Below are 26697 nucleotides of genomic sequence, written 5' to 3'. Positions count from 1 at the left end.
TCAGTCGACGACCTGCATCGGCTCGCCCGTCGTGAGTTCGGCCGGCTGAAGCGTCACCCTGAGATGATCGTCCGCTTCTTTCGCCACGCAGGCCTCTCCGTTACCGGCATCGCGTGAAGATCATTAGAATGGCACCAGGGTCATTTTTGCGGTCAGGAAATTCGAGCGCTTTTTCGGACACTGCGGAAAAAGGATCTTTGGACTGTCCTCTAGGGTGCCAAAAAACTGCAAGAAAATTTGAGGGGCAGATAGCGACCTCTGTTTTGATTGTCAGTTCCACCGAAAAATTACAGCTAGCAAGTAGCGTCTCCAAAAGCGCTCAGGAGCCAAAGCAAAGCTTCGGAGACGCACGACTTCGTCTCTGACCTATCTCCCAAAAGATAGGCAAGCTATCACAGGGGAGGTCAACCGCGCCGATGCGGATGCTCTGAGGCAACTGCCCCAGGCTATCACTGACATCTGAAACCGAGGGCCGACTGCCCAAAATTTGAGGCCATCTATGAACCTCATCAAAGCGGCGCAGGTGATTCGACTGGTATCTAACGTGCTAAGTTACTGATAGCAATATTGAAGTGAGTGTGCCGGAAGAACGCACCAGTGAGTACCTAACAATAAAACTGGCACTATCGAACTGGTACACGGCCGAGGCACCTGGAATAATTCCTGGCACATTGGGCTAATACCCAGGAATGAAAGAGCAATTATTTATGACTCTATAGAATATAATTATCTTGATTCCGGTCTGGTATTTGAGCTGACACAGGCGTAAATGATTAACAGGACTGCTGTTTCCGACACCCTATGCCACTGGTCAGGAGCTATTCAATCGGTAGAAGCGTCAGCTCGAATGAGCTGCTTTTTTTCGGAGGTATCTGGATTTTCCACAGCTCTCATACTGAGCGCGCCACAGAAAGTAGCACGAGATCAACGCTTCCGAGGTCGAGAAAGTAAAACTTTACCGTGGGTTACTCGGTGCATTGAAACAAGAATCTGATTCATACGCGTCGAGAACGTTGTCCCAGAAACCTTCGAGACCGGCGAGCTGTAGCCCGTTATGTTGGCCTCACGGGCTCGCCCGACGAGAGTGGCAAGAGGCGGCGGGAGAAAGGATTGGCCAAGGCAGGCAATCCCCGCGCGCGTCGCGGGCTAATCCAACTGGCCTGGCGGTTTTTGAGGTTCCAGAGCGGCAGCGCGCTCGCGCAATGGTACCGGGCGCGGACTGATGGCCCGAAGGGAGCACGCAAGACCACAATGATTGTCGCGCTCGCCCGCAAGCTGCTGATTGCGCTTTGGCGCATGGTCACCATTGGCGACATCCCGGTGGGCGTCACGCTCCGGCCGACGACCTGAACACGCGACAGGGTTGTTGCGCGACGGGTCGCCTGTCGCGGCAACCCCAGGCGTAGCGATTCGAGGTGGCGGTGACCCGAACAACTCCATGGCTCCAATGCCGTCGACAGAATGGGCCCGCCGCCTCGGAGCCTTGCTGCTGAAGCCATTGACTGCTTCATGGTCAGGGTCCCGTGCAGACCCAACCGAATACAAGGTCGCGGCGCGATGCTTGCGCCCCAAGGCAGGCTCCCCTCGCATTGCTCGCCCTGTTCCTGATCCGGGTTCACGCCCGCCTCACCCTCGCGGTCGACTGCCTTACTTTTGGCCTAGGTGCCGGTAGTCGAGAGACTCAAGGAAAAAGATGCTTAGACCCGCACCACCGACTTGACAGAAAAATCCCCATACAAGGGAGTTGTCTCGGATCGACATATTGCAACGCATCGTCGATCATGGCCTGACCTGTACCGCCGCGGCGCCGCTCCTCGGACTCAGCCAACGCCATGTGCACCGCCTCGTCAGTGCTTACCGTACTCAGGGTGCGTCCGGACTGATCTCCAAGCGACGTGGTAAGCCAAGCAATCGAGGCTATCCAGCCGCGCTCCGCAACACAGTACTGGAACTTGCGCGCGAGCACTACGCCGACTGCGGCGCAACCTTCGTCGCAAAGAAGCTGGCCGAGCACCACGGCGTGCGCGTCTCACATGAGACTGTGCGGCGTTGGATGATTGGCAGTGGCCTATTTAGCGGGAACACAAGAGATCAAGCCAAACGTGCGGCATTCGAGTGGATGCGAGCCGTTCTTCAGAAACGGATTAGCGACGAGGAACTACGCCGCGACAGCGGCGACCTCGCCGAGCTCGCACGCTTGCTCCACTATCTTTATGGTGCCCACCTGTTCAGTCGTAACCGTTCCATGGTCATTCTGGCAAAGAACCATGGGCTGGCGCGAAGTGTGATCTGTGACTTTCTTAGCATCTCCCCGAGAACATTCCAGACGTACTGGCGAGCCTTTGAACATGGCGGGACGGCGGAGCTATTCTCGCGGCGGATCATGCCCGCCCGGAAGGTCGGCAATAATGAAGTCAAGGAGGCGGTGTTTAGCTTGCTTCACGAGCCGCCAGGCAACTATGGCATCAATCGGACATCCTGGAAGATGGCCGACCTTTGCAGAATTCTGCGTGAGAAAGGGCAGCCGGTATCCGCCGAAGTCGTGCGTAAGATCACCAGGGCGGCAGGTTACCGGTGGCGCAAGGCGCGCGTGGTGCTCACATCGAACGATCCAGCCTACTCCGATAAGCTCGGCCGCATTCGCACCATTCTCTCCAGCCTCCGCCCAGACGAAGCGTTCTTCTCGATCGACGAGTACGGCCCCTTTGCCGTCAAGGCAAAGCCCGGACTGACACTGACAGCGCCTGGAGAACAGCGGACTGTGCCGCAATGGCAGAAATCTCGCGGATGTTTGCTCATGACAGCGGCGCTTGAGCTATCTGGCAACCAAGTCACCCACTTTTATAGTGCGGGAAAGAACACCGCGGAGATGATCCGCATGATGGAGGTCTTGGTCGACCAGTATAGAGATCGGAAAAAGCTGTATCTTTCCTGGGATGGGGCCTCCTGGCACATCTCAAAGCGGCTCCTTAAACGCATTGAGGAGCACAATGCTGCCGTCCAGAGTGGTCAAGGCCCGATCATTGAGACGGCACTCCTTCCAACGGGTGCTCAGTTCCTCAATGTGATCGAATCCGTCTTCAGTGGCATGGCTCGCGCGATCATCCACAACAGCGACTACAAGTCGGTGGACGACGCTAAGGCGGCAATAGACCGTTACCTTGAGGAACGCAACGCACACTTCAGGCAGCATCCCCGGCGGGCTGGCAACAAGATCTGGCGCATGGAACGCGAGCCTGCGACTTTTTCTGAAGCGAACAACTGCAAAGATCCACGCTATCGCTAAGGCATTCGTGCCCATGTGGCGCCTCTACGTTACATTGATAGCGCTGCGGCTACCCCGCTCCCCCTTTCGGGAGCAAACCCGAGCGATACTTCTGCTGTAGGGGTAGATCCTTCGGGGAGGAAGCAGAGGAGGTGGCTGAATGTGATTCTTGGCAAATGCCCCTGACTGTCCGACCTTGAAAGGGCATCCTCATCGGCATCCAATAGCCGAGAGATAGAACTGCTTAGATGTGCGCTCGGTTCAAGGAGGCGACGATGCGAACACCATCTGAGGTTGCTGCGATGCTCGAACTCGAACGACGGGGATGGGGCATCCGCCGTATAGCTGCCGAATTCGAAATAGACCGAAAAACGGTGAGGCGTTATGTCCGCGCTGGAGGCTGGACAGGTTACAAGACACGAGGAAGCCGTTCAGAGGCTGTAGCCGTACCAAACGCAACGAACAGCGAGACTCCTTGCCTCTCGGGCGCGCGAGAAGGAACGGCGCGTAAATCCACTGACCAGATCCGATTGGCCGCGGTGGATGGCCAAACACGGCAGGTGCAAAAGGCCACTGAAGTCGCGCCTGCCATCGATTGCTGGCGTGCCATGCAGGTCGATGGTGGGATCAACCTAGCGGAGCTACATGCTTGGCTTGTAAAGGAACACGGTTACACAGGCAGCCTGCGTTCTATTCAGCGATACTGGGCCCGGAATTATCCTGCCCCGTGGGCTCGCACACGTCAGAGAGACGGTGAGCCGGCCTGGCAAGGATTGTTGGGGATTCCTTCGGAAGGTGAGTTACTACGGAGTGATGTTCGCGCTTACAGCCTGCTGAGGCGGCGAGCGGCCAATAAGTTATCTTCGTGGCTGTGGATGCACGAGCTCATGCAGGGTCTGGTTTCGATCGACGGCGCCAAGCGCGAGATCAGGGATACGGAGCAGATTGACGAGCTCCTGCACCGAATCTGGGAAGGGAGACTGTCCGACCGTAATAAGGCTCTGGCCGTGATTGCCAATCGTCGAGGCATCCCCTTGCGAACTATCACCCGTTTCCTGGGCATTACTCGACACACCGCACGGAAGTACGTACGAACCTTTGACGCAGGCGGGGCCAGCGCCCTGTTCTCCCGGCAGGTTCAGTCGCCCCGCAAGGCCGACGATGTTGCTACGAAGCAGGCTGTATTTGCCCTTCTTCATGAGCCACCCGCCAACCATGGCATCAATCGGACGACGTGGAAAATGGCCGACCTCGTCCGAGTGCTGCGGTCACAAGGGTGTTCTGTGTGTCCTCAAGTGGTCCGGGAGATTACGAAAGCGGCTGGCTACAGGTGGCGCAAAGCCCGAGTAGTCCTCACCTCCAAGGATCCTGATTACACCTGGAAATTGGAACAAGTACAATTGATCCTGTCCGGGCTCTCCCACGATGAAGCGTTCTTCTCGATTGACGAGTTTGGACCCTTCGCCGTGAAAATCACAGGAGGGCGGTCGCTGATGCCACCCGGCGAGCAGCGGGTCGTACCACAATGGCAACGTTCGAAGGGTTCTCTGACCCTCACCGCTGCCCTGGAACTCTCGACCAACCAAATCAGCCACTTCTATAGCTCGGCTAAGAATACGACTGAGATGATCCGAATGATGGATCTCCTGGTGGAACAGTATTCGCACCATCGAACGCTTTACCTGTCCTGGGACGCAGCTTCGTGGCACATTTCGAAGCGCCTGACGAAGCACATCGAACAGCATAACGCGAAGGCCGCACCCAAAAACCTGCCTCATGTCAAAACGGCCCCGCTACCTGCGGGAGCACAATTCCTGAACGTGATCGAGTCGGTATTCAGCGGTATGGCGCGTGCAATCCTACACAACAGTGACTACGGATCACTCGACGAGGCCAGAGCTGCGATCGACCGGTACTTTCAGGAGCGCAACTTGTTTTTCCAGCAGAACCCACGCCGGGCTGGGCACAAGATCTGGGGTAAGGAGCGGGAATGTGCCGTGTTTGAGAAGGGAAACAATTGCAAGGACCCCTACTATTACCGGTAGCCGCATCACCAGGAAATCTTGGCTTGGGATCTCTCCGAACAGCAGCTTTTGGCACGCCTGAGACCTACGCCCGAAGACAGCAATCCTCATGGATCCAGACGTTCCGAAAGCGCAGGGAATTCTCGGCTCCTGACCCACTTCGGACGTTCTTCCCCTGTATGAATCTCGTCCAGGGTGAGACTGACGACTGTGCCATTCGCGCAGCCATGTCCTCGCGTGCGGAATCATCGACCCCGGCGATGCGGCGCACATTCCGAGGACCATGGCCTCGTCTGGTGGCGCACTGAGGAGGTTCAGATGGCTCCTCGCACGAAGTATGCCCGGAGCGGCGACGTAGCGATTGCATATCAGGTGATGGGTCAAGGGCCTTTCGATCTGGTCTGGGCACCCGGAGCCATGTCGCAGCTCGACCTCGATTGAGAGATGCCACTGCGGGCTATGTTCCTTGAGAAACTCGGTCAGTTCTGCCGCGTCATCAAGTTTGACATACGCGGCACAGGACTGTCCGACAGGCCGACCCGAATGGCCACGCTTGAGGAGCGCACTGACGACATCCGAGCCGTGATGGATGCCGAGACGATCGAACGTGCCAGTCTCTTCGGTGTCTCTGAGGGCGGCTCAATGGCCTGCATGTTTACAGCCTTGCACCCAGATCGAGTGAGGTCACTCATGATCTGGGGGACACAAGCTCGCTGGAGTTCCGCGCCGGACTACCCCTGAGGCCTGACATTGCATGTGTATGAGGAGTTTCTTCGCTTGATCCGCGGGGATTGGGCCTCAGAGCATTATATCCGCGGCCCCGGTGAAAGGTTGGGGCCTGACATGAATCAAGCGTCGGTGGAGGCAGTCGCCAGGTACATTCAGGCGGCCGCCAGTCCATCGGCCGTTGGGGCTTACGAACGGATGAACCATGACATCGATATTCGCGCCATCCTCCCGGCGATTGTTGTTCAGAGACAGTTGCGAGGGCTAATCCTCCCATAATACGCTCCGGTGAACCATCAATCTGAGAGCATTGGATTCAACATCTGATAGGGCATGCCTGAATGGACGATGGCACTTCAATTACTGCGTCGGTCTTCTCCGCATATCTGAAATGCGCATTAAAGGCGCATCTCTTGGTAGCAGGGCAGACAGTGCCAAGTTCCTACTCTGCCGATAACGAGGAGTTCATTGCAAAGGGGTACAAAACCAAGGCACTACGGCATCTCCGCAAGTCGGTACTGGGGTTTGACCTAGTAGCTTTTTCGGAGGTGTCTCGCGACATCGGGAGCCAGTTGATCACCCGCTATGTTGATTGCGAGGCCGTCGCGTACAGCTGCGTCCAGTCTGAACTTAATTGCGAAGAACTTTCCGCTCGGAAAGCCGCATCAGAGCCTGGCTACGCACCTGTCCTGTTTTCTGCCCGCAATAAGCCTGACCCGCTGGACAACTTCCTTCTGTGCTTTGGTGCCCTAGCGATACGGCAAGTCGTCGGAGCACTCCCAGAAGTCGGGAAGATGATCTATGGCGAATGTCACCGCTGTAAGACCGTGACAGTCGTGGACTATGTTGTCCAAACGCAACGGATCATCGACGAGATCAGGCTGCTCTATGGCGCTCAACAACCGCCACGACTAGTTCTGAAGAAATACTGCGCTACTTGCGACTTTCAGTCGAGATGCCTCCATATTGCAGCCGACCGCGATGATCTTAGTCAACTTGCGACTATCACTCCCAAAGAGCGAACGAAATACAACGAGAAGGGAATATTCACTATAACGCAGTTGTCGTATGGCTATCGACCCCGTCGGCGAAAGAGCGCCAAATCGCACACTAAACACACTGCTCTACCTCCCAGACAAGACCACAAGCTCAAAGCTCTGGCTATAAAGAAGGCACAGATACATGTCGTCGGCGCTCCCACGCTGAAGATCCTAGGCACTCCAGTTTTCTTAGATGTCGAGGGCATGCCGGACCGTGACTTCTACTACCTTATTGGTTTACGATTCGAACGGGCAGGCGCCTGTGTCGAACACTCGTTCTGGGCCAACGGACCGGACGACGAACGCGGCATCTGGGGCGAATGTCTGCAGACGCTCAAGGAAGTCGAAAATCCGCAGATTGTGCACTATGGCAGTTACGAGAACCGGTTCCTTAGAAAAATGAAGGAGCGGCATCCGCTGGCAACCGACGACAGAGAATTTGTCGATCGGCTCATAGATACGTCGGTCAACCTCGCCAGTTGCATCTATGGAAAAATATACTTCCCAACGCACTCGAACAGCCTGAAAGATATCGGCCGCTATCTCGGCTTTTCATGGACTTGGTTGCAGGCTTCGGGATCCGCTTCGGTACTTCTGCGCCGAAAGTGGGAGATCGGAGATGACGATGACGAGACGAAGCATCAACTGATCACCTATAACATTGAGGATTGCCGAGCAGCCGAAGTGGTGGCGGAAGCTCTGGTCCGCATATGTGAAGGCGATTGCACCGACAACTCGTTGAGGTTGGAGGCGGTCAACGTGAGTTCATTGGAGGTGGGTTTTCAGTCGACCTTCGGGAAATTCGCCGCTGTCTTGCCTGAGTTCGCAAAAATCAATTCAGCTGCCTACTGGGACTATCAGAGATCAAAGGTATACATTCGGACAGATAAGAAGATCCGGCAATCTATCACAAAATCGAAAAGGACCCACGCGAACTTGGCGGTTGATAAGGATGCGAATATTGATGTCCCGTTAGAACACTGCCCTAAATGTCACTCGGAAAATCTCTCTGTAATAGATAGTCCCGCTCACTTGGTCTTCGACCTGAGATTCACCGGCCGGGGAATCAAGCGATGGGTTGTCCGGTACCATTATCGGAAATATAGATGCCACGAATGCTCGACCGTGACGACGTCATATCACCGGGACTGGCAATATGGGCCGAATCTTCGCGCCTACGTTACCTACCTTCTGATCGAAATGCGCCTTTCTAACCAGAAGATATCTGACCACATTACATCATTGTTCAACCTACCTGTCCGCACGAACACGCCGAGCTACATAAAATATCAGATGGCCGACAAGTACGAAGCGACGTATCGCCAGATCCTCACTCAGATCACGCAGGGATCTCTTGTGCACGCCGATGAGACAAAAGCTGGCGTCACCAAAGGTGCTATAAACGGTGGTGGGCACTACATGTGGGTCTTCACGAATCTAACTTCCGTCGCGTACGTACCCGCGGAAACCCGTGAAGCGGCGATCTTGGAGGAGGTATTGAAGGGGTTCAGCGGGGTACTGGTGTCGGATTTCTATGCCGCATATGACTCGGTGCCTTGCGCGCAGCAGAAGTGCCTGATCCACCTAATGCGGGACATAAATGAGCAGGTGTGTAAGAATCCGTTCAATGAGGAACTGGCGTCGATCGCGCGGGGATTTGGCGATTTGTTGCGAGAGATCGTCGAAACGATTGACACATATGGCCTGAAGGCGCGGCACCTCAGAAAGCACAAGCGGCCGGCAGTGAGCTTCATCGAGAACGTCATAACGCTCGAATGTAAGACAGAAGCCGGATCCGTTTTGAGAAAGAGGATCGAGAAGAATAGGGGCAGGCTGTTCACATTCCTCGAATACGATAATGTGCCCTGGAATAACAATAACGCGGAGCACGCCGTTCATGCGTATGTGAAGTTGCGAAATGGCCTGATAGCGAGCACTCCGAAAGGAGCGAAAGAATACGCCATTCTGTTGAGCATCCAGCAAACGCTACATTATAGAGGGAGAAATTTTTTAGATTTTCTTCGGTCTGGCCACACGGATATTGATGAATACACGAATATGCGCGGAAGGAGCATCGAAGGTAAGGCATCAAACGTCCCGCATGTAGGCTCGTTCTGTTCCAAGGGGCGAGGGATCAAGGACTAAAGCTCGAGCACAACTTCAGCTTCCCAAGAAAGTCGGGATGAGGCTTTGATTCATATCGAGGAGTTGCCGCGAGCTTGACAGGGCTTGGAGTAGGGCTGCATGCGCCACCTTGGCAACTGCTGCCCGATCAGTCCTGGAAAGCTGCGCCACACGTCAACATCTGTACGCCACGACCAGCCCATACTGGGCATGGCTACCCCAATGCGAAGAGACGGAGGAGCTCTATGGACGTTGAGGCCGCGACCCAAGCCTTCGCGAGTGCAGGTCACGATCTACCCAGAGAGGCCATGCAATGGGCGCTCGACAACTGGGACGAGGCCGCCCCCGCACTGCTCAGCATACTGGAGCGCTTCGTCAGCGGAGCGGATCGATCGGACGAGGCGGCGAGCGCAGTGTTCTTTTTCCTCCACCTTGCGGGCGAGAAGCAGGACACACGCGTGTTCTCACTCTTATGCGATCTTGCGCAGGATGGTGAAGCTATTGAACCGTTGTTGGGCGATAGCATTACGACGACCTTCAAGCAAATCCTGATCAGCACCTATGACGGCGATCTCGACACCCTCAAGGGCGTGATTGAGGCGTCGGAGGCGGATGAGTTCGTTCGTGCTGGGGCCTTGGAGGTGCTGGCCTATCTGACGGCGACTGGGCGCATCCCTCGAGACGAGACGGAAGCGTACCTGTTCCGGCTCTATGACACCCTGCGACCGGCGCATGAGAGCTTTGTCTGGACGGGCTGGGTACGGGCCGTAGCACTCCTCGGCTTTGAGGCTTTGTCTGATGTTGTCCGCCAAGCCTTCCGGCGCGGTCTGATCGATCGCATGGTCATGAGCTATGACGATTTTTTCCAGGATCTAGGGCGCACACTGGCCGATCCCAAGCGCATGATAGGTTTCCATCACGACAGGATCGAGCCGCTCAAGGATGCAATTGGCGAGCTCTCGAGCTGGTACGCTTTCTCGGATGCGGCCAAGCGGGATCAGGTGCGGCGGGCCACCACGCCCGGAGATGCCCGCCTGTTCCTTGCCGATACGCCCCTTCCTTTTGCCGACCCGTTCAAGGGAGTCGGCCGAAACGATCCCTGTCCATGTGGCAGCGGTAAAAAGTTCAAGAAGTGCTGCCTCCATTGAGGATCTCCCGCCCTCCTTCCGTGTCTGCTGAAAGAGGACACTCCACGAGCTGACACAATCGGCGGTTTCTCAGATCTGCAGCACTGGATCAGACCCTTCGTGCTCAGTTTTATTCCTGCTGTCACGCTTGCCACCTGTGCGCTTCCCCTGATAGCGGGCGCATGGGCGGCGGTGGCACAGGCAGCGACATAGACGAGGCTCCCCCTGAGTACTGGGACCAGCGTATACCAAAGGCGAGGTGAGTAAGAGTAGATCTGCTAGGGTTCTCTCAGTCGCGCGCTGAGGTGACATGCCGAACTAGATCCGCGTCGCAGTGATTATGACCCTTTGGCGAGTGGCTCGGGCGAGGCGGTTTTTGGATAGGCGCGGCCCATTTTGGCCCGGGCGTTTTCGGTGGTGAACATCCAGGTGATGCGGGCGCCGGCGGCGTTGCGCTCGCGCTCCCAGGCGGCAATTTCCTGCTCCAGCCGGGCGCGATCATCGATCCGCCGGTCCAAGCACTGCCCCTTGAGCACCCCGATCTCGATCTCGACCATGTTCAGCCAGCTTGCGTGCTTGGGGGTGAAGTGGAACTCCAGTCGCCGCAGGAGGCGATGCGCCTCGTCCGGCGAGAAGGTCTCGTAGAGCGCGCCGGGCGTGTGCGTCGACAGATTGTCCATCACCACCCGGATCCGCGCGGTCTGCGGAAAGTCCACATCCACCAGCTCGCGCATGCACACAGCAAAGGTAATCGGCCGTTCAAGGCCGCCTTACGAAGCTTGTCGTGTTGTGTGAGTTTACGTCGTTAACGACGTCGTTGTTGACGTCAGCAAGGCGTAAGCAATGCGGCAAGAGATACTGACAGGCGTGGAGCGCCGGCGACGCTGGTCACAGGAGGATAAGCGCAGAATCCTGAGCGAAGTGGGTGTGGAGGGCGCGAGCGTTTCCGATGTAGCCCGGCGCCATGATGTCACCCGGCAACACCTGTACCAGTGGCGGCGGGAGCTGCGTCGCAAGCACCTGACCGCGGGAGAACATTCGACCCTGGTGCCCGTGGAGGTCTCTGACGATCTCACTGCGGCAGCGGCCCTTCCTGCAACCGGCCGTGATGCCGATCACCAGCGCATTGAGATCATCCTGGGCAACGGCCGCATCCTCAGGGCGAGCACCGGATTGTCCGATGCGGTGCTGATGCGCCTGATCCGTCTGACGGAGGCCGCATGATCGGACCGGGCACAGGCGTCCGGGTCTATCTCGCATGCGGTGTCACCGACATGCGCAAGGGCATCGATGGTTTGGCCGCCATCGCCCAGGATGCGCTGGGCCAGAAGCCGACCGGCGGCGCGGTTTTTGCCTTCCGCGGACGGCGCGGGGATCGCATCAAGCTGCTCTACTTCGATGGGCAGGGCTTTTGTCTGTACTACAAAATTCTTCAGAACGGCCGTTTCCCATGGCCGTCCCCGGCCGATGGAACCGCGCGCCTGACCTCGGCGCAACTGGCGATGCTGTGGGAAGGAATCGATTGGCGCCGCCCGCATTGGGGTGCGCCACCAGCCCGCGTGTCGTGACGGGTTGCTTGTGCTATTGTGCTGATGGCGCATCATAAAAGCTGCGCGTCTTGCTGGTCTCTGCTAAGCTTTCCGTCATGGATGCTTCGCCTGAATCGCTGCCCGATGATGTTGCTGCCCTGCGCGCGATCATCGCCGCACAGCAGGCCGAGATCCACAAGCTGACCTCGTCAGCGCGAGCCTTTGAGGCCCTGATCGAGGCGTTGCGGATCCAGATCACCCGGCTCAAGAAGCAGAAGTTTGGCGCCTCGTCCGAGAAGATCGCCCGCGAGATCGAGCAGCTCGAACTCGCTCTCGAAGGGCTCGAGATCGAACGTGCCGCGGCCGACCCGAGTTGTGAAGACCCGGACGACGAGCCGGCCTCTATCCCCGAGCGGGCGGCACCGCGCCGGCGCGGCAAGCCCCGTCTGACCGGCGACGTGGTCCGTGAGCGGATCGTGCTCGATCCCGGCAGCTGCTGCCCGGACTGCGGCGGCGCGTTGCGGCTGGTTGGCGAGGACGTGTCCGAGATCCTCGACTTCGTGCAGGCCAAGCTCAAGCTGGTCGAGACGGCACGGCTCAAGAAGTCCTGCCGCCGCTGCGAGGCGATGGTGCAACCTCCCGCGCCAACCCGGCCGGTGCGGCGCGGCATGGCGGGTCCGGGCCTGCTCGCGCATATTCTGGTCAGCAAGTTCGACGATCATCTGCCCTTGTACCGTCAGGGCGAGATCCTGGCGCGCCTGGGCGCGGATATCCCGCGCTCAACCCTGATCGACTGGTGCGGCCAGGCCGTTGCGGCCCTCAAGCCGCTGACCGCCCTCATCAGACGACACGTCTTTGCGAGCACAAGGCTACATGCCGATGACACGCCGATCCGCGTGCTCGATCCCAAGGTGGTGGTGGCCTCGCAAGGAACCCGGCGGGCGGTCAAGGAGGGGCGGATCTGGGTCTATGTTCGCGACGACCGCCCGTTCAGCGGCGGTGATCCGCCGGCGGTGGCCTACTTCTTCTCGGTCGATCGCAAGGGCGCCCATCCCCAGGAGCATCTCGCCGGCTTTGGCGGCATTCTGCAGGCCGACGCCTATTCCGGCTTCCGGGCACTGTACGAACCTGACCCGCTCAGCGGCGTGGCGCGGATCCGGCAAGCCGCGTGCTGGGCTCATCTGAGGCGCGACTTCCACGACATCTGGAAGAGCACGCAGTCGGTGATTGCGGCGGACGCGCTGGCGCAGATTGGTGCGCTCTACGACATCGAGCGGGCGATCGCCGGGCAGCCAGCCGAGACGCGCTATGCCGTACGGCAGGACAAGAGCAAGCCGAAGGTGGAGGCGTTCAAGGCCTGGTGCGAGCGTCAGCTGGCGCAGCTTCCCGGCAAGGGCGAGCTGGCCAAGGCGATCCGCTACGGGCTGAACCGGTGGGAGGCTTTTACCCTGTTCCTGGAGGATGGCCGGATCGCCATCGACAACAATCCGGCCGAACGCGCGATCCGGCCGGTGGCCCTGGGGCGCAAGAACTTTCTGTTCGTGGGATCAGACGCGGGCGGGGAGACGCTGGCGGATGCGATGACGGTGATCGAAACGGCCAAACTGAGCGGCTTGGATCCGGAAGCTTATCTGAGGGATGTTCTGGCGCGGATCAATGACCACAAGATCAACCGTCTCGATGAACTTCTGCCGTGGAACTGGACGCGAACGGGCGTCGTGCAGGATCGGGCGGCCTGAGCATGGCGGCGATTGCTCACGTGCTGACCCTTGCCCGTGTGGCCGAACTTCTGGGCGAGGATGAAGACCTGCATGAGCTGAGCATCGAAATGGAGCCCGAGGACGGCATGATCGGCGTGCATGGCGTTGGGGACGATTATACCCCCGCCTTCACCCAGGCCGGGATCGAACACCTGCGCTACCTCATTGAGCTCCACAAAGCCGATGCTCAGCGCGCGTCAGAGGCCGTGGCGACAAAACGGGATCCCGGGTCCTGATCGGCCGGTTACCAGCAAAGTCCTTGGCCGTCCGGCGATCCGTGACGCTCACTTTGCGCCAGGGCCGGTGCGCATCCACCATCACGAACAGGTTCACCGTGCCGCAGCGGCGGTACTCGTAATCGACCCGCTCGACCTGCCCGGGCGTGGCCGGGAGCGGCGGACGCGTCTCGCCGATGAGCTGGACCGGGCTCTCATCGAAGCACACCACTGGCCGCATCGGATCAGGCCCCTCAGCATAGAGATCAAGCACGTCCTCCATGCGGGCGACGTAGTCGCCATCGATCTTCGGAACGCACCACATCTTCTGCTGCCAGGGCTTGAGCGCGTTCTCGCAGAGGCGCCGGCGCACTGTCTCGCGCGACAGGCTCTCATGGTGGGTCAGCCGCACGATCTCGCCGGCCAGGAGCTCCAGCGTCCAGCGGGCCCGGCCCGCCGGCGGCTGTGCGCAGGCGGTCGCCACCAGCCGCGCCTCCTCCGGGCCTGAGAGCTTGCGGGCGGCACCGGGACGGGGCTCCTCGCTGAGCGCCCGCTCCAGGTTGCCCTCCACGAAGCGGCGCTTGGTCCGGTACACGGTCGAGCCGCCCACAGCGACACTCTGGGCAATCGTCTCGTCCGGCACGCCGGCATCAGCCGCCAGCAGGATCTGCGCGCGCTTGAGCTTGCGGGCCGCCTACTTGCCGCCGCTGAGCATCGCCTGGAGTTGGGTGTGCTCGGCCTCGCTCAGTTCAACCCGGTAGCGTATGTTCATCTGGGCCTCCCGCGTGAGAGGCCCAACTGAATCAGCCGATGTATCGAGCGTGTGGCGGATGTCTGAGAAAAGCTTCACCGACCGGCAGGGCCAGTACCTGGCCTTCATTGATGCCTACACGCGCGTCCATGGCCGCCCTCCGGCTGAGACCGACATGCAGCACCATTTCCAGGTCACGCCGCCTTCCGTGCACCAGATGATCCTGACCTTGGAACGGGCCGGCCTGATCCGCCGCCAGCCCGGGGTGGCGCGAAGCATCGAGGTGTTGGTCGCCCCTGAAGGCCTGCCCCTTCTCCGCCACCCCCAACCGGTCAAATCCTCTGCGCCGAGGATCTAGGAGCACGTATGCTACGCCATCGAGCCACATCGAGGGTCAACGGAAGGAGCGGCAGGACGAGAGGTCCGGACGTCGCGCTTAGGCACGCTGAATACGATGACGATGACTATCCCATAGACGGACTTGCACCTGACGATCTGCCAGTACGGGACATCACAGAGCATCAAGAGGAATGGCACACAGAAGGCAGGGCGAAGACCAAAGCTTTGGGTAAGCCTACGTCGGGTTCTGCTGATGTTGCTCCAGCTGGGCGTGTCGACAACCCGTCTGAGATTGCTCCCTCAACACAGGGCACACTCCGAGACCACGAGCCTGCTAACGAAACACCTTCACCCGAGTCGCACGTCGAAGAGGCTGGAGCCACAGAGCTTCCTACTCAGTACCAGTTGCCGGGACTTGAGCCTGATGACGCCTCAGGACCCAATCATACGCGAAAGCGTCAAACGCGCTCGAGGCGAGCGCGGATGTCGTCAAACAACAGCGCCCTCAGGGCGGCTCAGATCGAACTATGGCTGGATACTACCAACCGCCTCACGTCCGAGACGTAGCCTCACTCGCGTCCGAATCGGGCCGCCTCAGCCAGACTGAGCTTCCGTCGCTGTTACTCATTTATTATCCCGCTATCTAAGTCGAAGGTGCGGCAGGGAAACGGAGAATGAGTAAGCTATTGTAAAAGCTAGCGATCTTGGGAAGAGTCGCACTTCCGGCCTACGGTTTAGGAATCACAGGCTCGGAGCTATCTGGGGCAGAATGTTACAGAAATTCTGCCCCAGATAGCTCCGCATTCCGCGTGAACGTCCCTTTATGGCACTGGGCGGAAGTAGAACGATGGTCTGCTCTCGCAAGGAGCAGCGGACGTTCCTGGAGGTCAGGGGATTGGCAGAGTTTGACCCACTCCGGACCTTCCCGGATCAGTTCTCCCGTCCGAGTCCATGCTCTATAACGTCCCGTTGCCGGAAGTTAAGCCTCAGGTCGCGCGGAGCTGCTGACCCCAAATCGACGGGGAGCAAGATCGGTTCTTTCCAGAAGCTCATAGGTCTGCATGACCTGCGTGACATCGGTTCTGGTCTGGTGCCATTCCGCGAGGTTGCTCCGGAGTTCCTCAAGGAATTTCTCGGCCCGTGTCGTGTCGTGGCCATCGGCCCGCAGTTGCTCGATCAGGAGCATCTGCTCGGTCACGCGCCGCTTGCCCTTTGCAACGAACTGGTCGAACTTCGCTCGGTCTTCCTCGTCCTTGCGCAGGAACGCCGCGTAGTTGGACATCAATTCTTCTCCGCTCCACACGGATTAGATATGATGGAACATGATGTCGCCAGAAGCGGAGATGTACTGAGGGATCGTCCGAGCAGACACGCCGGATCCGGTCGGATACTGAGGTGGCATCGGCACCGTTACTTTTGCCCCTACGGGCCGGACCTTGAAAGCGCCCGTTGCATCAGCGGGCGCTTTCTTTTTGCTAGATCAACTTTCAGAGTGACAACCTCATAGGCAGCGGCAGTTCGGCCGCTTAGCCTGCATTCATTCCATATCGGACCTTATGCGACATTGATAACGATCCGGAAGGCCGTCTAGTGGCACACCTGCGACCTAAGCCCGAGGGCAGCAATCCTTGCGTAACCGGAGGTTCCGAAGGAGTCAGGAATTTCAGTGGGTGACCCAAAGCTGTCCTTCGCTCACGCGCGAAGCGTTACTTGTCTGTCTTGGGAACCGTTCGGGGATCGTAGGGGTAAACCGGCCGGTCGAGCAGCGCACGGCTCTCCTCGATCGCGCTCTCTTCGACCGCCTGCGCGGTCCGCCTACGGCTTTCCTGGATCAATGGCCGGCGTAGCTGCCATACATGCTGATCGAACTGCAACTTGCTCATGGTCTACAGCATGGGCCGATTGGGCCATGGCCGTCTTAAACCACGTTACATGCCTTTGCTGTTCCATACCGGCTTTATGCGCATGACGCGGCGCCGTTTGGATTTCTCAACGGCATGGGCGCATAATGCGGCCATCAGGGGCCGGTCACCCTGCGCAAGCAACGCGCCGTCGTGGAGCGGCTGGATCCCGGTGCGGCGGAACCCGACAAAGACACGGGCTCATGAGTTCCGGCGGGGTGCAGGATTCCTGGACCAAGGAACTGGACGGACTTCTTCGACTGCCGCCATTCCGGCTCTGCGAACCTCCGCGTTCGTTTTAGGTCTATTCCTCGGGCTCAGGAAGCGGCTGTGCCAACCCGCCCGCAGCACCAATGCCGGTGTGGGGCTGACTGATCTTGACGGCTGAGGGAAGCACTGGGACTGGAGCCTCAGCCGGTATCTCGGCCCGATCGGACGGCAGCACCGTCCGCACAGCGGCAACTAAATCGGCTGGCCTGTAAGACTTGGACATGAACACTGCGCCTGAGGGAAGCACCGTCGGCCCTGGTGCCATTCGGCCGGACGTCACCACAATTCCGATGTGAGGCCACGCCTGTTTCACCACACGCGCCAGGGTGAAGCCATCCAGCGAACCCGGCATCTCCACGTCGGTCACCAGGGCGCGAACGTCGGCTGTCGCCTCAAGCACGGTTAGGGCTTCATCGGCATTGACCACCTCAACGACTTTGAAGCCGCCTTCCTCCCGGAGCACATCCGCAGCCGTCATGCGAACGAGCGCCTCGTCCTCCGCAAGGAGAACAACCACCGGCTGATGACCGTACTGATTGGTGTTCATGGCCAACCCTTTTCCCACGTTTGCAGTCAGACAGGAGTGCTGGGGCGCTCAGGGCTGGGTGGCTTGAAGCCAACGCCGGCCGGAAGAACTGCGGCGGCTGGAACTCGTCATAGTCCTCTCTCTCGCGAGAGGATCGCGCAATCGTGCCGCAGCTCAGGAGAGCTCCATACAGGGCTTCCGGAAACTAGGCGGCCTTGCCCATTAGGACTTGTCCGATCCAAGCTCCAGCCTCCTCGGGCGTCCTGAACAGGGGCGCCTCGCGAACGTTGGACTTGCCGAATCCGGCTTCCAGGTGCCACCGCCCCTTGTGCTGGGGGTCATGGTGCCTCCCGTCAAGGCGGACGAACACGGCCGTGAGTTGCCCATCGGCGAGGATGAGCCTGCCCTCGCTGTCATGACCATCGACGAGCACACGGAGGGGATGGAGCGAGATGTCGAGGCTCATGTCTTTGCCTTCAGGTTGGGGCAGGAAGCTCAACTGCGAAGGAGCCAAACACCCAGGAGAAACAAGGACGCCTACGTACATCCTTTGGCCCAAACAGTCTTTCAACCAGGTGTGGGTTCGCGACTAACATAAGTTGGGGTGGGCGCAGTATAACGGTCCTGAGTGAATGATGGTCATCTTGGTCGCGTCCGATTGGAACGATAAAGTTATTGCGAACAACTAACATAGGTTTGGGACAACCCAACGTTTATGTGAGACTGCTATCTCATTATCAGCCACTGACCTTGGGCGCTGGTGACTGAGAGACATGTGCTCCCGCCTGCAAAACAGGGAGCCGCCTCATGCACTCACCTTCCCATCCCGCTTACAATCCGCTTATCCGCAAGCTGGAAAGCATCTTTGATCTGACCGACGATGAGCGGCAGGCCCTGCAAGACTTGCCCATGCAGGTGTCGGCGCTCAAGGAGGATCAGGACATCGTGCGCGAGGGGATCGTCCCTCCCGGAGTTGCCTGATCCTGAGCGGCTTTGCCTGCACCTACAAGATCACAGGGCAAGGCAAGCGCCAGATCGTCTCGTTTACCATTGCCGGCGACATTCCCGACCTCCAGAGCCTGCACCTGAAGGTGCTCGACAACAGCGTGGCCACCTTGAGCCCATGCAGCGTGGGGTTCATCACCCACGAGGATCTGCGCCACCTCTGCACCCGTTTTCCGCGGATCACGAGCGCGTTCTGGCGCGAGACCCTGATCGATGCGGCCATCTTCCGCGAGTGGGTGATGAATGTCGGGCGGCGTGAAGGCGTCAGCCGCACGGCCCACCTCCTATGCGAGCTGATGGTGCGCCTGAAGGCTGTGGGACTGGTCGAGGACCATGCCTGTGACCTGCCGATCACCCAGGTGGAGTTCGCCGATGCGCTCGGTTTCACCCCGGTGCATGTCAACCGAGTGTTCCAGCAGATGCGGGCCGAGGGTCTCATCGTGACCGAAGGGACACGGCTGACCATTCCCGACTGGGACCGGCTGAAGCAGGTGGGCGAGTTCGACCCGACCTACCTGCATCTGGAGATTGAACAGGCCGCCGCATGAGCCTTATCCTTCAGCCCATCCGCGTGGCGACTGGCTTCGATGAGGACGGCATGCTGGTCCTTGACGAGGAGCAGCGGTTGGTGGCGGTGCTGGTCCGGCTCTCGGACAACAACGAGGTGGCTCCCGGACGGTGGTACGTGGAAGCAAAGTTCGGTGTCCTGGAAGGATTGGGGCACCCGACCTACGCCGATCTGGATGCCGCCCTCGAAGGAATCGCCCAGCACCTTGCCAGCCGCCGCTGAGTCGGCTTGGCAGTTCCACAAATGGCCTTCTTCGAAGGTGAGTGTCCCTGTATCCGGAACGTCTGGAGATGGTACTCCTGAGACCTAAGCTCGAAGGCAACAATCCTGATCGAACCAGACGTTCTCAACGCGAAGGGAATCTCGGTCCCTGACCCGAAGGGGACTTTGCAGTGGATGAGGAGTAGTGATGAAAGCGGTACTGGTCCTCAGTTCTGGAGATCCCCAATGACACGGATGTGAGGTCCCTAAGGTGTCTGCACGAACAGCGCCGCCTTGACCAGACGGTCGGGGCCGAAGTCCTCCTCAGCCTCAAGGGCGAGGAGTTCGGCGAGGCGGGTCCGGGCGCGGTTGATGCGGCTCTTGATCGTGCCAATGTTGACACCGCAGATTTGGGCGGCCTCCTCATAGGAGACACCCTCGGCACCCACGAGCAGCAACGCCTCACGGTGCTCGACACTGAGCTTGGCCAATGCCGCCTCCATGTCCGTGAAGTCCAGGCGCGAGCCTTGTTCGGGCATGATCGCCAGCTTGCCAGCCAACGCCCCTTCCGGATCGTCCACCTCCCGGCGGCTGCGGCGCATATCGGTGTAGAACTGGTTGCGCAGGATGGTGAAGAGCCAGGCCTGCATGCTCGTGCCGGGCTGGAACTTGTCGAGGTTCTCAAGCCCGCGCAAAAGTGCCGCCTGCACGAGGTCGTCCGCATAGGTAACGTTGCCGGTCAGCGAGATGGCGAAGGCACGCAGGTGCGGAATGGCCTTCAGCATCGCTTGGCGGACGGGATCCTCACTCGCCATCAGGGCCGCCCTGTTTTGTGTCCAGTTGCGCAAGAAGCTGAATGAGCCGGTCGGGCACCGGCTCATTCATCAGATGGGAATAGAAGGTTTGGAGCTGCTCCCCTAGGAACGTCGCCACATGGGGCGGCAGCACCGGCTCGGGACCTGGATCGCCGTTGGCGTTCAGGAGGTCCTCAAGGGTGTCCGGTTCGATCAGAGTGGCGTTGGTGTTGAGGTTGTTTGTGGGCACGCTTGCTTCTCCAGACACTGCCAGGGTGCCCTCTAGTCTTGTGGGGGTGCGGAAGACACCCTGCCTTACGTCAGCGAGGGAGTGCCGCCATTCACCTGCGATAATCGTGACGGGCGCAGGACGAGTTGACGCATCTCCTGCCTCATCAGGAAGATCTAGCCAGGCTTCACCTATGGAGGTGAGAGCGTCCCTAAACTGGACAGATTTCAGGAATGGAGCCTGGGACTGGGTGGCGTCCGCCCTGACACGGCCATGAGGGTTGTCAGCACCACCTTCATCAAATCCTCACGGCTGGTGGGCTTTTCGAGCCAAGGGACGCCCTGAAGCTCAGACGGTACGCCCTGACTGATCGGGTAGCCGGAATAGATCACAAACGGGATGGCCCGCCCGGTGAGATCCCCAGCAAGTCCTGTGGCACAGCCATCCTTGAGCATGAAGTCGACAATGGCCACGTCAACTGTGTTGGCCTCCAGCCAGGCCCGCGCCTCGGCCAGGGAGCCTACGGTCTGCACGGCGATGCCGGCGTCCTCAAGGTAAGTCTCGATCGACATGGCAATGAGCGCCTGATCCTCAATGACGAGGCAGCAGGGCTGTTCGGTCATTTCGCTGTTCATAGTCTCACCGCTACAGGAGGGCCGAGAAGCCGGCATTCACTTAAGTTGAGCTGCACGGCTTCAGGCGCGGGCGCGCAAAAGAACTCCCTCGCCAGTTGCAACCAGCGAGGGAGCCTTTCCGATAGCTGAGGACCTTGAGGGCCTGAGGCAAGGGAAAAGCTCCCAGGTGCCTGCGACACCGATCGATACCATGGTGATTGCCAATCCCAGGCTGAACGCGGCAACCGTCGCGGCGCCGAGCGGGAACTGGCCGAGTTGGAGCAGGAACAGCAGCACGGTGATCGGGGCCGGACGGAGGATCAGGCCGCCCGTGATGACATTGCTGCCGTTAATCGTGAACTGGCACCCGATCTGCCCGGCGTCCCAGTGACGGTCGGGGCCGTGGAGTTGCCCGGGCACGGTTGCGTCGCGCCGTCACTCATCGTCGGGCCTACGGGCACCGAGAGACATGGCGGAGCACAGGCTCAGCACGTGAAGTCCCAGTGCGGCCGCGAGGGCGACCAGCAGGCCCCACGGCGTATCCACGGAAGCCGGGCCATGCTTCAGCACGGCGAAGATCACCGCGGCCGACAGGATGATGCCCGCGCCGGAACGGATACCACCTTGGCTCGGGATCATTGCGCCCCTCGGCTTGTCTGCCGCTCCAGCCGCTGATCGGCACCCTTCCTAAATGGCGATCCGGACAATTCTGCCATGACGCTCCTGCTCGGCCAACCGGACGATGGTCTGCGCCATCGGACAGAGACCTCGTGAACAAGGATCAGGCTACCGTGGTTCCCGCCGTATCCGTGCGTGGAGGGATTTGGAACGCTCGCACACCCAGGTCGACGGCTAACTTATGTTACTCGCAAGGGTAGAAAGCAGCGATCAGCCTTCAACTCCTTGATTCTGTCGCGCCCCACGGAACATGGGCGGGCCGCCACGGTTTGTATGCACCTGGACACGTCGTTCCAGGCAGTCGTCAGCAATCCTCAACCCTGGCACGCCTCCGCTTTGCGTAAAGCGGATGGCAACGGTCCCGTCGTGCCGATGTGTATGCCCTTTGGAGCCAACAGCATGATCCGTGATGCAGCGGACACCCCAAACGCCGAACTTCCCTACACGCTGAACGAAATTGAGACGGGACTCGCTTCGGAGCAGCCGTCGCCGACACCCTCTGGACCGCCGATGAGAGTTGTCGAGCGCGGCGTGTACCGCGGCCCGCATCTCTACGGCTCGCTGCCCATGATCCGCATCCAGGTGGATCTCGGCGCGCTGGAGGACTGGCCTTCGAACAAGGTGCCGGGCTTCAACGAGCGCCTTCTGACGCTGTTGCCCGGCCTCGGGCGGCACGGGTGTTCGTACAACGAGCCTGGCGGGTTCATAAGGCGGTTGGAGGACGGCACCTGGCTCGGTCATGTGGCCGAGCACGTGGCGATCGAGCTGCAATCCCGCATCGGCCTCGGCGTCACACGGGGCAAGACCCGGTCCGTCAAAGGCCAGCCCGGCGTCTACAACGTGATGTTCGCTTACGAGGAAGAAGCTGTTGGCCTGCTCGCCGGGCGCCTGGCCCTGCAACTCGTGGACTCTCTCCTGCCGTCCGGCTTGCAGGGCATCAGGGGACTCGACCGCATCTGCGAGGCGCATGAGACGGTCATGCGGGACGGCACGTTCGACCTGGATGCGGCGATCGATCAACTCCAACGCCTGCATCGCCGCGTGGCCCTCGGCCCGACCACCCAGTCGCTGATGCGCGAGGCCGAGCGGCGGGGAATCCCCGCCATCCGCCTGGACGACCAGAGCCTGGTGCAGCTCGGGACCGGACGGCACCAGAAGCGCATCCGCGCCAGCATCACGAGCCAGACCAGCCAGATCGCCACCGATGCGGCGAGTGACAAGGACCTGACCAAGCAGCTTCTCAGGGACGCCGGCCTGCCAGTGCCGCGCGGTGTCATTGTGCGCCGGGCCGACGACGCCGTGCGCGAGGCCGGCCGGATCGGCTATCCCGTCGTGACCAAGCCGCTCGACGGCAACCATGGCCGCGGCGTGAGCATCGGCCTTGCCACCCCGGAGGCGGTGCGGGACGGCTTCGAGGAGGCGGCCCGGCACGGCCGGCGGATCATCGTCGAGCAGCAGTACCAGGGGCGTGACCACCGCATCCTGGTGGTGAACGGTGAGGTGATCGCCGTGGCCGAGCGCGTCCCGGCCCATGTGGTGGGCGACGGCAGTCGCAGCATCGCCGCGCTCGTCGACGAGGTGAACCGGGATCCCCGCCGGGGTGAAGGGCATGAGAATGTCATGACGCGGATCAGGCTGGACGATCACGTGCAGGGTGTGCTCGCCAAAGTGGGCTTGAGCATCGACAGCGTCCCGGCGAGAGGCCAGGTCGTGTACCTGTGCGACACGGCGAACCTGTCCACCGGCGGCACGGCCATTGACCGTACCGACGACATCCATCCCGACAACGCCATGATCGCCCGCCGCGCCGCGCGGACCATCGGCCTCGACATCGCGGGCATCGACTTCATCGCGCCCGATATCACCCGCTCGGTGCACGAGACCGGCGGCGGGATCATCGAGGTCAACGCGGCGCCGGGCTTCCGCATGCACCTCCAGCCCTCGCAAGGGCGGCCCCGCAACGTGGCCCGCCCGGTGATCGAGATGCTGTTCCCGCGCGGTGCGCCGACCCGCATCCCGATCCTGGCGATCACGGGCACCAACGGCAAGTCCACCACGGCCCGCATGATCGGGCACATCATGCATGCCCATGGGCTGTGCGTGGGGATGACCTCGACGACCGGAATTTACATGAACGGCCGCAGGGTGGTGGAGGCCGATGCCTCGGGCCCATGGAGCGCCCGCGCCGTGCTTCGCGACCCGACCGTCGACGTGGCGGTGCTAGAAACGGCCCGGGGCGGCATCCTGCGCGAGGGCCTCGGCTTCCCGGAGGCCGATGTCGGCCTCGTCACCAATATCCAGCCGGATCATCTCGGGCTCAAGGGCATCGAGACGGTCGAGGATCTCGCCTGGGTCAAGTCGGTGGTGGTCGAGGCCGTGCACCGCAATGGCACCAGCATCCTCAATGCCGACGATCCCATGTGCGTGAGCATGCGCCGGCGGGCCGGCGGAAGGCTGTGCTACTTCTCGCTTCGCGGAGGCTCCGACATGCCGGACGTCCTGCGCGAGCACATCGCGGCCGGCGGCCTCGCGGTGGTGCGCGAGTCCGGACGGTCCCCTGGCGGTGACATCATCATCCACGATGACGGGGATGCGATTCACCTGATGCCGACCGCGGAGATCCCGGCGACCTTCGACGGACTGGCCGAGTTCAACGTCCAGAATGCTCTTGGCGCCATTGCGATGGCTTATGCCCAGGGCGTGCCGCCCATCGTCATCCGCCGCGCCCTGTCGACCTACACCACGTCGTTCGAGCACAACCCCGGTCGCCTCAACGTCTTCGACGGGCATGGCTTCCGCGTCATCCTGGACTACGCCCACAATCCGGCCGGCCTCCAGGCGCTGGGCGACCTCATCCTGAAGCTGCGCCCGCAGTATCGGCGCGTGATCGGCATGATCAACATCCCGGGCGACCGCCGCGACGAGGACATGCGCGAGATGGGGGCACTCGCCACGCGGTACTTCGACGAGATCGTCTTCCGGGAGGACCCGGCCCGCCGGGGCCGCAAGCCGGGCGAGATCATCGAACTCCTGACCCAGGGGGCGCTCGCCGCCGGCTTTCCCGAGGACCGCATCCGCCGCGTCATGAACGAGGAGGACGCCGCCCCCGTGTGCCTTGCCATGGCGCGCCCGGGAGACCTGGTGGTGCTCACGCCGACCGAGGTCGAGGCCATGTGGCAGCAGGTGCTCGAATTCCGCGTGTCGCCCGAGACCCGCTATGAGGCGGAGATCGAACGGCAAGCCGACGGAACGGACACGTGGCGGAGAACCGCGTGACCTGGGCGATCGTCGTCCATGGCGGCGCCAAGGAGATCGTTCCGGAGCAGGAGGACGCCAACCGGCGCGGATGCCTCGAGGCCATCTCGGCCGGACAGGCGATCCTGGCGCAGGGTGGCTCGGCCGTGGACGCGGTCGAGGCCGCGATCCAGGTCCTGGAGAGCGATCCCGCCTTCAACGCCGGGTACGGCTCGGACCTGAATGCCGCCGGCGAGGTCGAGATGGACGCTGCCCTCATGGACGGCAGCAACCTCGCCATCGGGGCTGTCGCCGCGATCCAGGGCGTGCGCCATCCCATCTCCGTGGCCCGGCGGATGCTCGGCGAGCCACCGACCCTGCTGGTCGGCGAGGGAGCTCGCCGCTTCGCCGCCGCGCACGGTGCCGAACTCTGCGATCCCGGGGAGCTGATCTCGCCCCGTCAGGACGGATCGGCCGAGCGGCCGCACGAGCACGACACCGTCGGCTGCGTCGCCCTGGACAGCTCCGGCCGGATCGCGGCCGGCACGTCAACCGGAGGACTCGACGGAACCCATCCGGGGCGGGTCGGGGACTCCCCGCTGCCGGGCTGCGGCTTCTATGCCGACGATCAGGTCGGGGGTGTCGCCTTCTCGGGAGATGGCGAATGCATCGCTCGTGTCCTGCTCGCCGCCCGCGTGATGCAGGCGCTCGAGCGGAATCAGGCGCCGCAGGCCGCCGCCGACACCTCGCTGGCGCACCTCGAACGGGTCGGGGGAGAGGCCGGCGCGATCGTCCTTGACCGTCTGGGGCGGGTTGGCTGGGCTCACAACAGCTCGCATTTTGCGGTCGCCTGGGTGACGGACGTCATGGCCGCCCCATCGGTCCGCCTGCGGCAGGACGAGGAGATCGACTAGGACAATGACAGACCGCGGCAGCAAGAGAACCCCCGGACCCCTGATCGTCATCGGGGGCGGCGAGGACAAGGAGGGCGAGCGCGTCATCCTGCGCGAGGTGGCCCGCCACCTGAACGGCGGCAAGCTCGTCCTGGCCACGGTGGCCTCGCATCAGCCGGAAGGCTACTTCGAGGCCTACCAGACGGCGTTTGCGGATCTCGGTATCTCGGACCTGGTCGAGCTGTACGTGAAGGACCGGGCAGAGACGCTCGATCCTGACAAGCTGCGGGTCCTCGAGGGAGCCGCCGGCGTGTTCTTCTCAGGCGGCGACCAGTTGCGGATCTCGAGCCAGATCGGCGACACGCCGATCGAGCAACGGGTGCGCGAGATCCATCAGGCGGGAGGCCTGATCGCCGGCACGTCGGCCGGGGCCTCGATGATGAGCGAGACCATGCTGGTCAAGGGAACGAGCGGCGAGTCGTACAAGATCGGCGACCTGCACATGGCGCCGGGGCTTGGCTTGGTCCGCAACGTCATCATCGACCAGCATTTTGCCGAGCGAGGTCGCTTTGGCCGTCTGTTCGGGGCCGTGGCGCACAACCCGCGCGAACTCGGTATCGGGATCGACGAGGACACGGCCCTCGTGCTTCAGGATGGCCGCTTCGACGTGATCGGCAGTGGCTGCGTCTACGTGGTCGATGGGGCAGGCGTCACGCAGTCCAACATCGCCGAGGCGCGGCCCGAGCGGGCGCTTTCCATGTACGACATCCGCCTGCACGTGTTGAGCTCGGGCGACACCTTCGATCTCGCAAGACGCAGGCCGGCCGAGGTGCCCGACGTGACGACCAGCCATGCCATCGAGACACCGGAACGAAGATGAGACA

General features: G+C 60.9%; 26 protein-coding genes and 3 pseudogenes. 18 read left to right on the top strand and 11 right to left on the bottom strand.

Annotation, left to right across the window (positions count from 1 at the left end; translation table 11 throughout):
• Nucleotides 1–1020 precede the first annotated feature (1020 nt).
• The 7 genes and pseudogenes from NF876_RS20360 to NF876_RS20335 form a co-directional block, all read left to right on the top strand.
• Nucleotides 1021–1350: pseudogene (locus NF876_RS20360) on the top strand (transposase); the annotation flags it as partial.
• 394 nt (nt 1351–1744) lie between these two features.
• Nucleotides 1745–3286 (top strand): IS630 family transposase, encoded by a 1542-nt coding sequence (locus NF876_RS20355; RefSeq protein WP_262270458.1) that lies wholly within the window; start codon nt 1745–1747, stop codon nt 3284–3286.
• A 254-nt stretch (nt 3287–3540) separates the two neighbouring features.
• Nucleotides 3541–5310 (top strand): IS630 family transposase, encoded by a 1770-nt coding sequence (locus tag NF876_RS20350; protein WP_262270457.1) that lies wholly within the window; start codon nt 3541–3543, stop codon nt 5308–5310.
• 297 nt (nt 5311–5607) lie between these two features.
• On the top strand, nt 5608–5730 hold the full coding sequence (locus tag NF876_RS20345) for a hypothetical protein (RefSeq protein ID WP_262270456.1): 123 nt from the start codon (nt 5608–5610) through the stop codon (nt 5728–5730).
• A 3-nt stretch (nt 5731–5733) separates the two neighbouring features.
• Nucleotides 5734–6030: an alpha/beta fold hydrolase gene (locus tag NF876_RS43505; RefSeq protein ID WP_373696691.1), complete on the top strand. Its 297-nt coding sequence runs from the start codon at nt 5734–5736 to the stop codon at nt 6028–6030.
• A 326-nt stretch (nt 6031–6356) separates the two neighbouring features.
• Nucleotides 6357–9200, top strand: a complete 2844-nt coding sequence (gene tnpC / locus NF876_RS20340; RefSeq protein ID WP_262270455.1) for an IS66 family transposase — start codon at nt 6357–6359, stop codon at nt 9198–9200.
• Nucleotides 9201–9424: 224 nt separating this feature from the next.
• Complete coding sequence (locus NF876_RS20335) at nt 9425–10327, top strand: DUF1186 domain-containing protein (RefSeq protein WP_262270461.1); 903 nt, start codon at nt 9425–9427, stop codon at nt 10325–10327.
• A 317-nt stretch (nt 10328–10644) separates the two neighbouring features.
• Here NF876_RS20335 and NF876_RS20330 read toward each other — a convergent pair.
• Nucleotides 10645–11058, bottom strand: a pseudogene (locus NF876_RS20330) (transposase); the annotation flags it as partial.
• 115 nt (nt 11059–11173) lie between these two features.
• Here NF876_RS20330 and tnpA point away from each other — a divergent pair.
• From tnpA to NF876_RS20310, 4 genes are all read left to right on the top strand, one after another.
• A complete protein-coding gene (tnpA, locus tag NF876_RS20325) occupies nt 11174–11530 on the top strand; it encodes an IS66-like element accessory protein TnpA (RefSeq protein ID WP_262270454.1) in 357 nt (118 codons plus the stop codon).
• Nucleotides 11527–11874, top strand: coding sequence for an IS66 family insertion sequence element accessory protein TnpB (gene tnpB / locus NF876_RS20320; protein ID WP_262270453.1), 348 nt, complete (start codon nt 11527–11529; stop codon nt 11872–11874). Before tnpA ends, tnpB begins: the two co-directional genes overlap by 4 nt.
• A gap of 77 nt (nt 11875–11951) precedes the next feature.
• Nucleotides 11952–13574 carry an IS66 family transposase gene (gene tnpC / locus NF876_RS20315; protein WP_262270452.1) on the top strand — a complete coding sequence of 541 codons (1623 nt, stop codon included), beginning with the start codon at nt 11952–11954 and terminating at the stop codon, nt 13572–13574.
• A 2-nt stretch (nt 13575–13576) separates the two neighbouring features.
• Nucleotides 13577–13831, top strand: a complete 255-nt coding sequence (locus tag NF876_RS20310; protein WP_262270451.1) for a hypothetical protein — start codon at nt 13577–13579, stop codon at nt 13829–13831.
• 13 nt (nt 13832–13844) lie between these two features.
• On the opposite strand, the pseudogene NF876_RS20305 reads toward NF876_RS20310, so the two are convergent.
• Nucleotides 13845–14582 (bottom strand): annotated as a pseudogene (locus NF876_RS20305) (IS630 family transposase); the annotation flags it as partial.
• Nucleotides 14583–14640: 58 nt separating this feature from the next.
• Here NF876_RS20305 and NF876_RS20300 point away from each other — a divergent pair.
• Complete coding sequence (locus NF876_RS20300) at nt 14641–14919, top strand: LexA family protein (RefSeq protein WP_262270450.1); 279 nt, start codon at nt 14641–14643, stop codon at nt 14917–14919.
• A 960-nt stretch (nt 14920–15879) separates the two neighbouring features.
• Here NF876_RS20300 and NF876_RS20295 read toward each other — a convergent pair.
• From NF876_RS20295 to NF876_RS20280, 4 genes are all read right to left on the bottom strand, one after another.
• Nucleotides 15880–16182 carry a hypothetical protein gene (locus tag NF876_RS20295; RefSeq protein ID WP_262270449.1) on the bottom strand — a complete coding sequence of 101 codons (303 nt, stop codon included), beginning with the start codon at nt 16180–16182 and terminating at the stop codon, nt 15880–15882.
• Nucleotides 16183–16606: 424 nt separating this feature from the next.
• The gene (locus tag NF876_RS20290) at nt 16607–16783 is read right to left on the bottom strand and encodes a hypothetical protein (RefSeq protein ID WP_262270448.1); all 177 of its coding nucleotides are present in this window, start codon (nt 16781–16783) and stop codon (nt 16607–16609) included.
• Between the two features lie 322 nt (nt 16784–17105).
• Nucleotides 17106–17618, bottom strand: a complete 513-nt coding sequence (locus NF876_RS20285; RefSeq protein WP_262270460.1) for a response regulator — start codon at nt 17616–17618, stop codon at nt 17106–17108.
• Between the two features lie 184 nt (nt 17619–17802).
• Entirely contained in the window at nt 17803–18063 is a 261-nt protein-coding gene (locus NF876_RS20280; RefSeq protein ID WP_262270447.1) for a hypothetical protein, read from the bottom strand.
• Nucleotides 18064–18404: 341 nt separating this feature from the next.
• On the opposite strand from NF876_RS20280, the gene NF876_RS43185 reads away from it, so the two are divergent.
• The 3 genes from NF876_RS43185 to NF876_RS20270 are packed head-to-tail and all read left to right on the top strand — an operon-like array spanning nt 18405 to nt 19392.
• Complete coding sequence (locus tag NF876_RS43185; protein ID WP_315975057.1) at nt 18405–18578, top strand: hypothetical protein; 174 nt, start codon at nt 18405–18407, stop codon at nt 18576–18578.
• Nucleotides 18575–19150, top strand: a complete 576-nt coding sequence (locus NF876_RS43180) for a Crp/Fnr family transcriptional regulator (protein WP_373696695.1) — start codon at nt 18575–18577, stop codon at nt 19148–19150. The genes NF876_RS43185 and NF876_RS43180 overlap by 4 nt, the downstream gene beginning before the upstream one ends.
• A complete protein-coding gene (locus NF876_RS20270; RefSeq protein ID WP_262270446.1) occupies nt 19147–19392 on the top strand; it encodes a hypothetical protein in 246 nt (81 codons plus the stop codon). The genes NF876_RS43180 and NF876_RS20270 overlap by 4 nt, the downstream gene beginning before the upstream one ends.
• A 245-nt stretch (nt 19393–19637) precedes the next feature.
• Here the strand turns inward: NF876_RS20270 and NF876_RS20265 are convergent, their stop codons facing one another.
• From NF876_RS20265 to NF876_RS20245, 5 genes are all read right to left on the bottom strand, one after another.
• On the bottom strand, nt 19638–20186 hold the full coding sequence (locus tag NF876_RS20265; RefSeq protein WP_262270445.1) for a sigma-70 family RNA polymerase sigma factor: 549 nt from the start codon (nt 20184–20186) through the stop codon (nt 19638–19640).
• Entirely contained in the window at nt 20176–20415 is a 240-nt protein-coding gene (locus NF876_RS20260) for a NepR family anti-sigma factor (protein ID WP_262270444.1), read from the bottom strand. The genes NF876_RS20265 and NF876_RS20260 overlap by 11 nt, the downstream gene beginning before the upstream one ends.
• Nucleotides 20416–20621: 206 nt before the next feature.
• On the bottom strand, nt 20622–21017 hold the full coding sequence (locus NF876_RS20255) for a response regulator (protein ID WP_262270443.1): 396 nt from the start codon (nt 21015–21017) through the stop codon (nt 20622–20624).
• 72 nt (nt 21018–21089) lie between these two features.
• Nucleotides 21090–21428 carry a hypothetical protein gene (locus tag NF876_RS43500; protein ID WP_373696690.1) on the bottom strand — a complete coding sequence of 113 codons (339 nt, stop codon included), beginning with the start codon at nt 21426–21428 and terminating at the stop codon, nt 21090–21092.
• A gap of 15 nt (nt 21429–21443) precedes the next feature.
• Nucleotides 21444–21647 carry a hypothetical protein gene (locus NF876_RS20245; protein ID WP_262270442.1) on the bottom strand — a complete coding sequence of 68 codons (204 nt, stop codon included), beginning with the start codon at nt 21645–21647 and terminating at the stop codon, nt 21444–21446.
• A 438-nt stretch (nt 21648–22085) separates the two neighbouring features.
• On the opposite strand from NF876_RS20245, the gene cphA reads away from it, so the two are divergent.
• From cphA to NF876_RS20230, 3 genes are read left to right on the top strand one after another with little or no spacing between them, the layout of a single operon-like run.
• Nucleotides 22086–24962, top strand: coding sequence for a cyanophycin synthetase (gene cphA / locus NF876_RS20240; RefSeq protein WP_262270441.1), 2877 nt, complete (start codon nt 22086–22088; stop codon nt 24960–24962).
• On the top strand, nt 24959–25834 hold the full coding sequence (locus NF876_RS20235; protein WP_262270440.1) for an isoaspartyl peptidase/L-asparaginase family protein: 876 nt from the start codon (nt 24959–24961) through the stop codon (nt 25832–25834). Before cphA ends, NF876_RS20235 begins: the two co-directional genes overlap by 4 nt.
• A gap of 4 nt (nt 25835–25838) precedes the next feature.
• Nucleotides 25839–26693 carry a cyanophycinase gene (locus NF876_RS20230; RefSeq protein WP_262270439.1) on the top strand — a complete coding sequence of 285 codons (855 nt, stop codon included), beginning with the start codon at nt 25839–25841 and terminating at the stop codon, nt 26691–26693.
• Nucleotides 26694–26697: the final 4 nt, after the last annotated feature.

It is taken from the genome of Microvirga yunnanensis, from assembly GCF_025460875.1.
The sequence above is the reverse complement of the archived record's forward strand: the minus strand, read 5'-3'. Positions and strand labels throughout refer to the sequence as shown.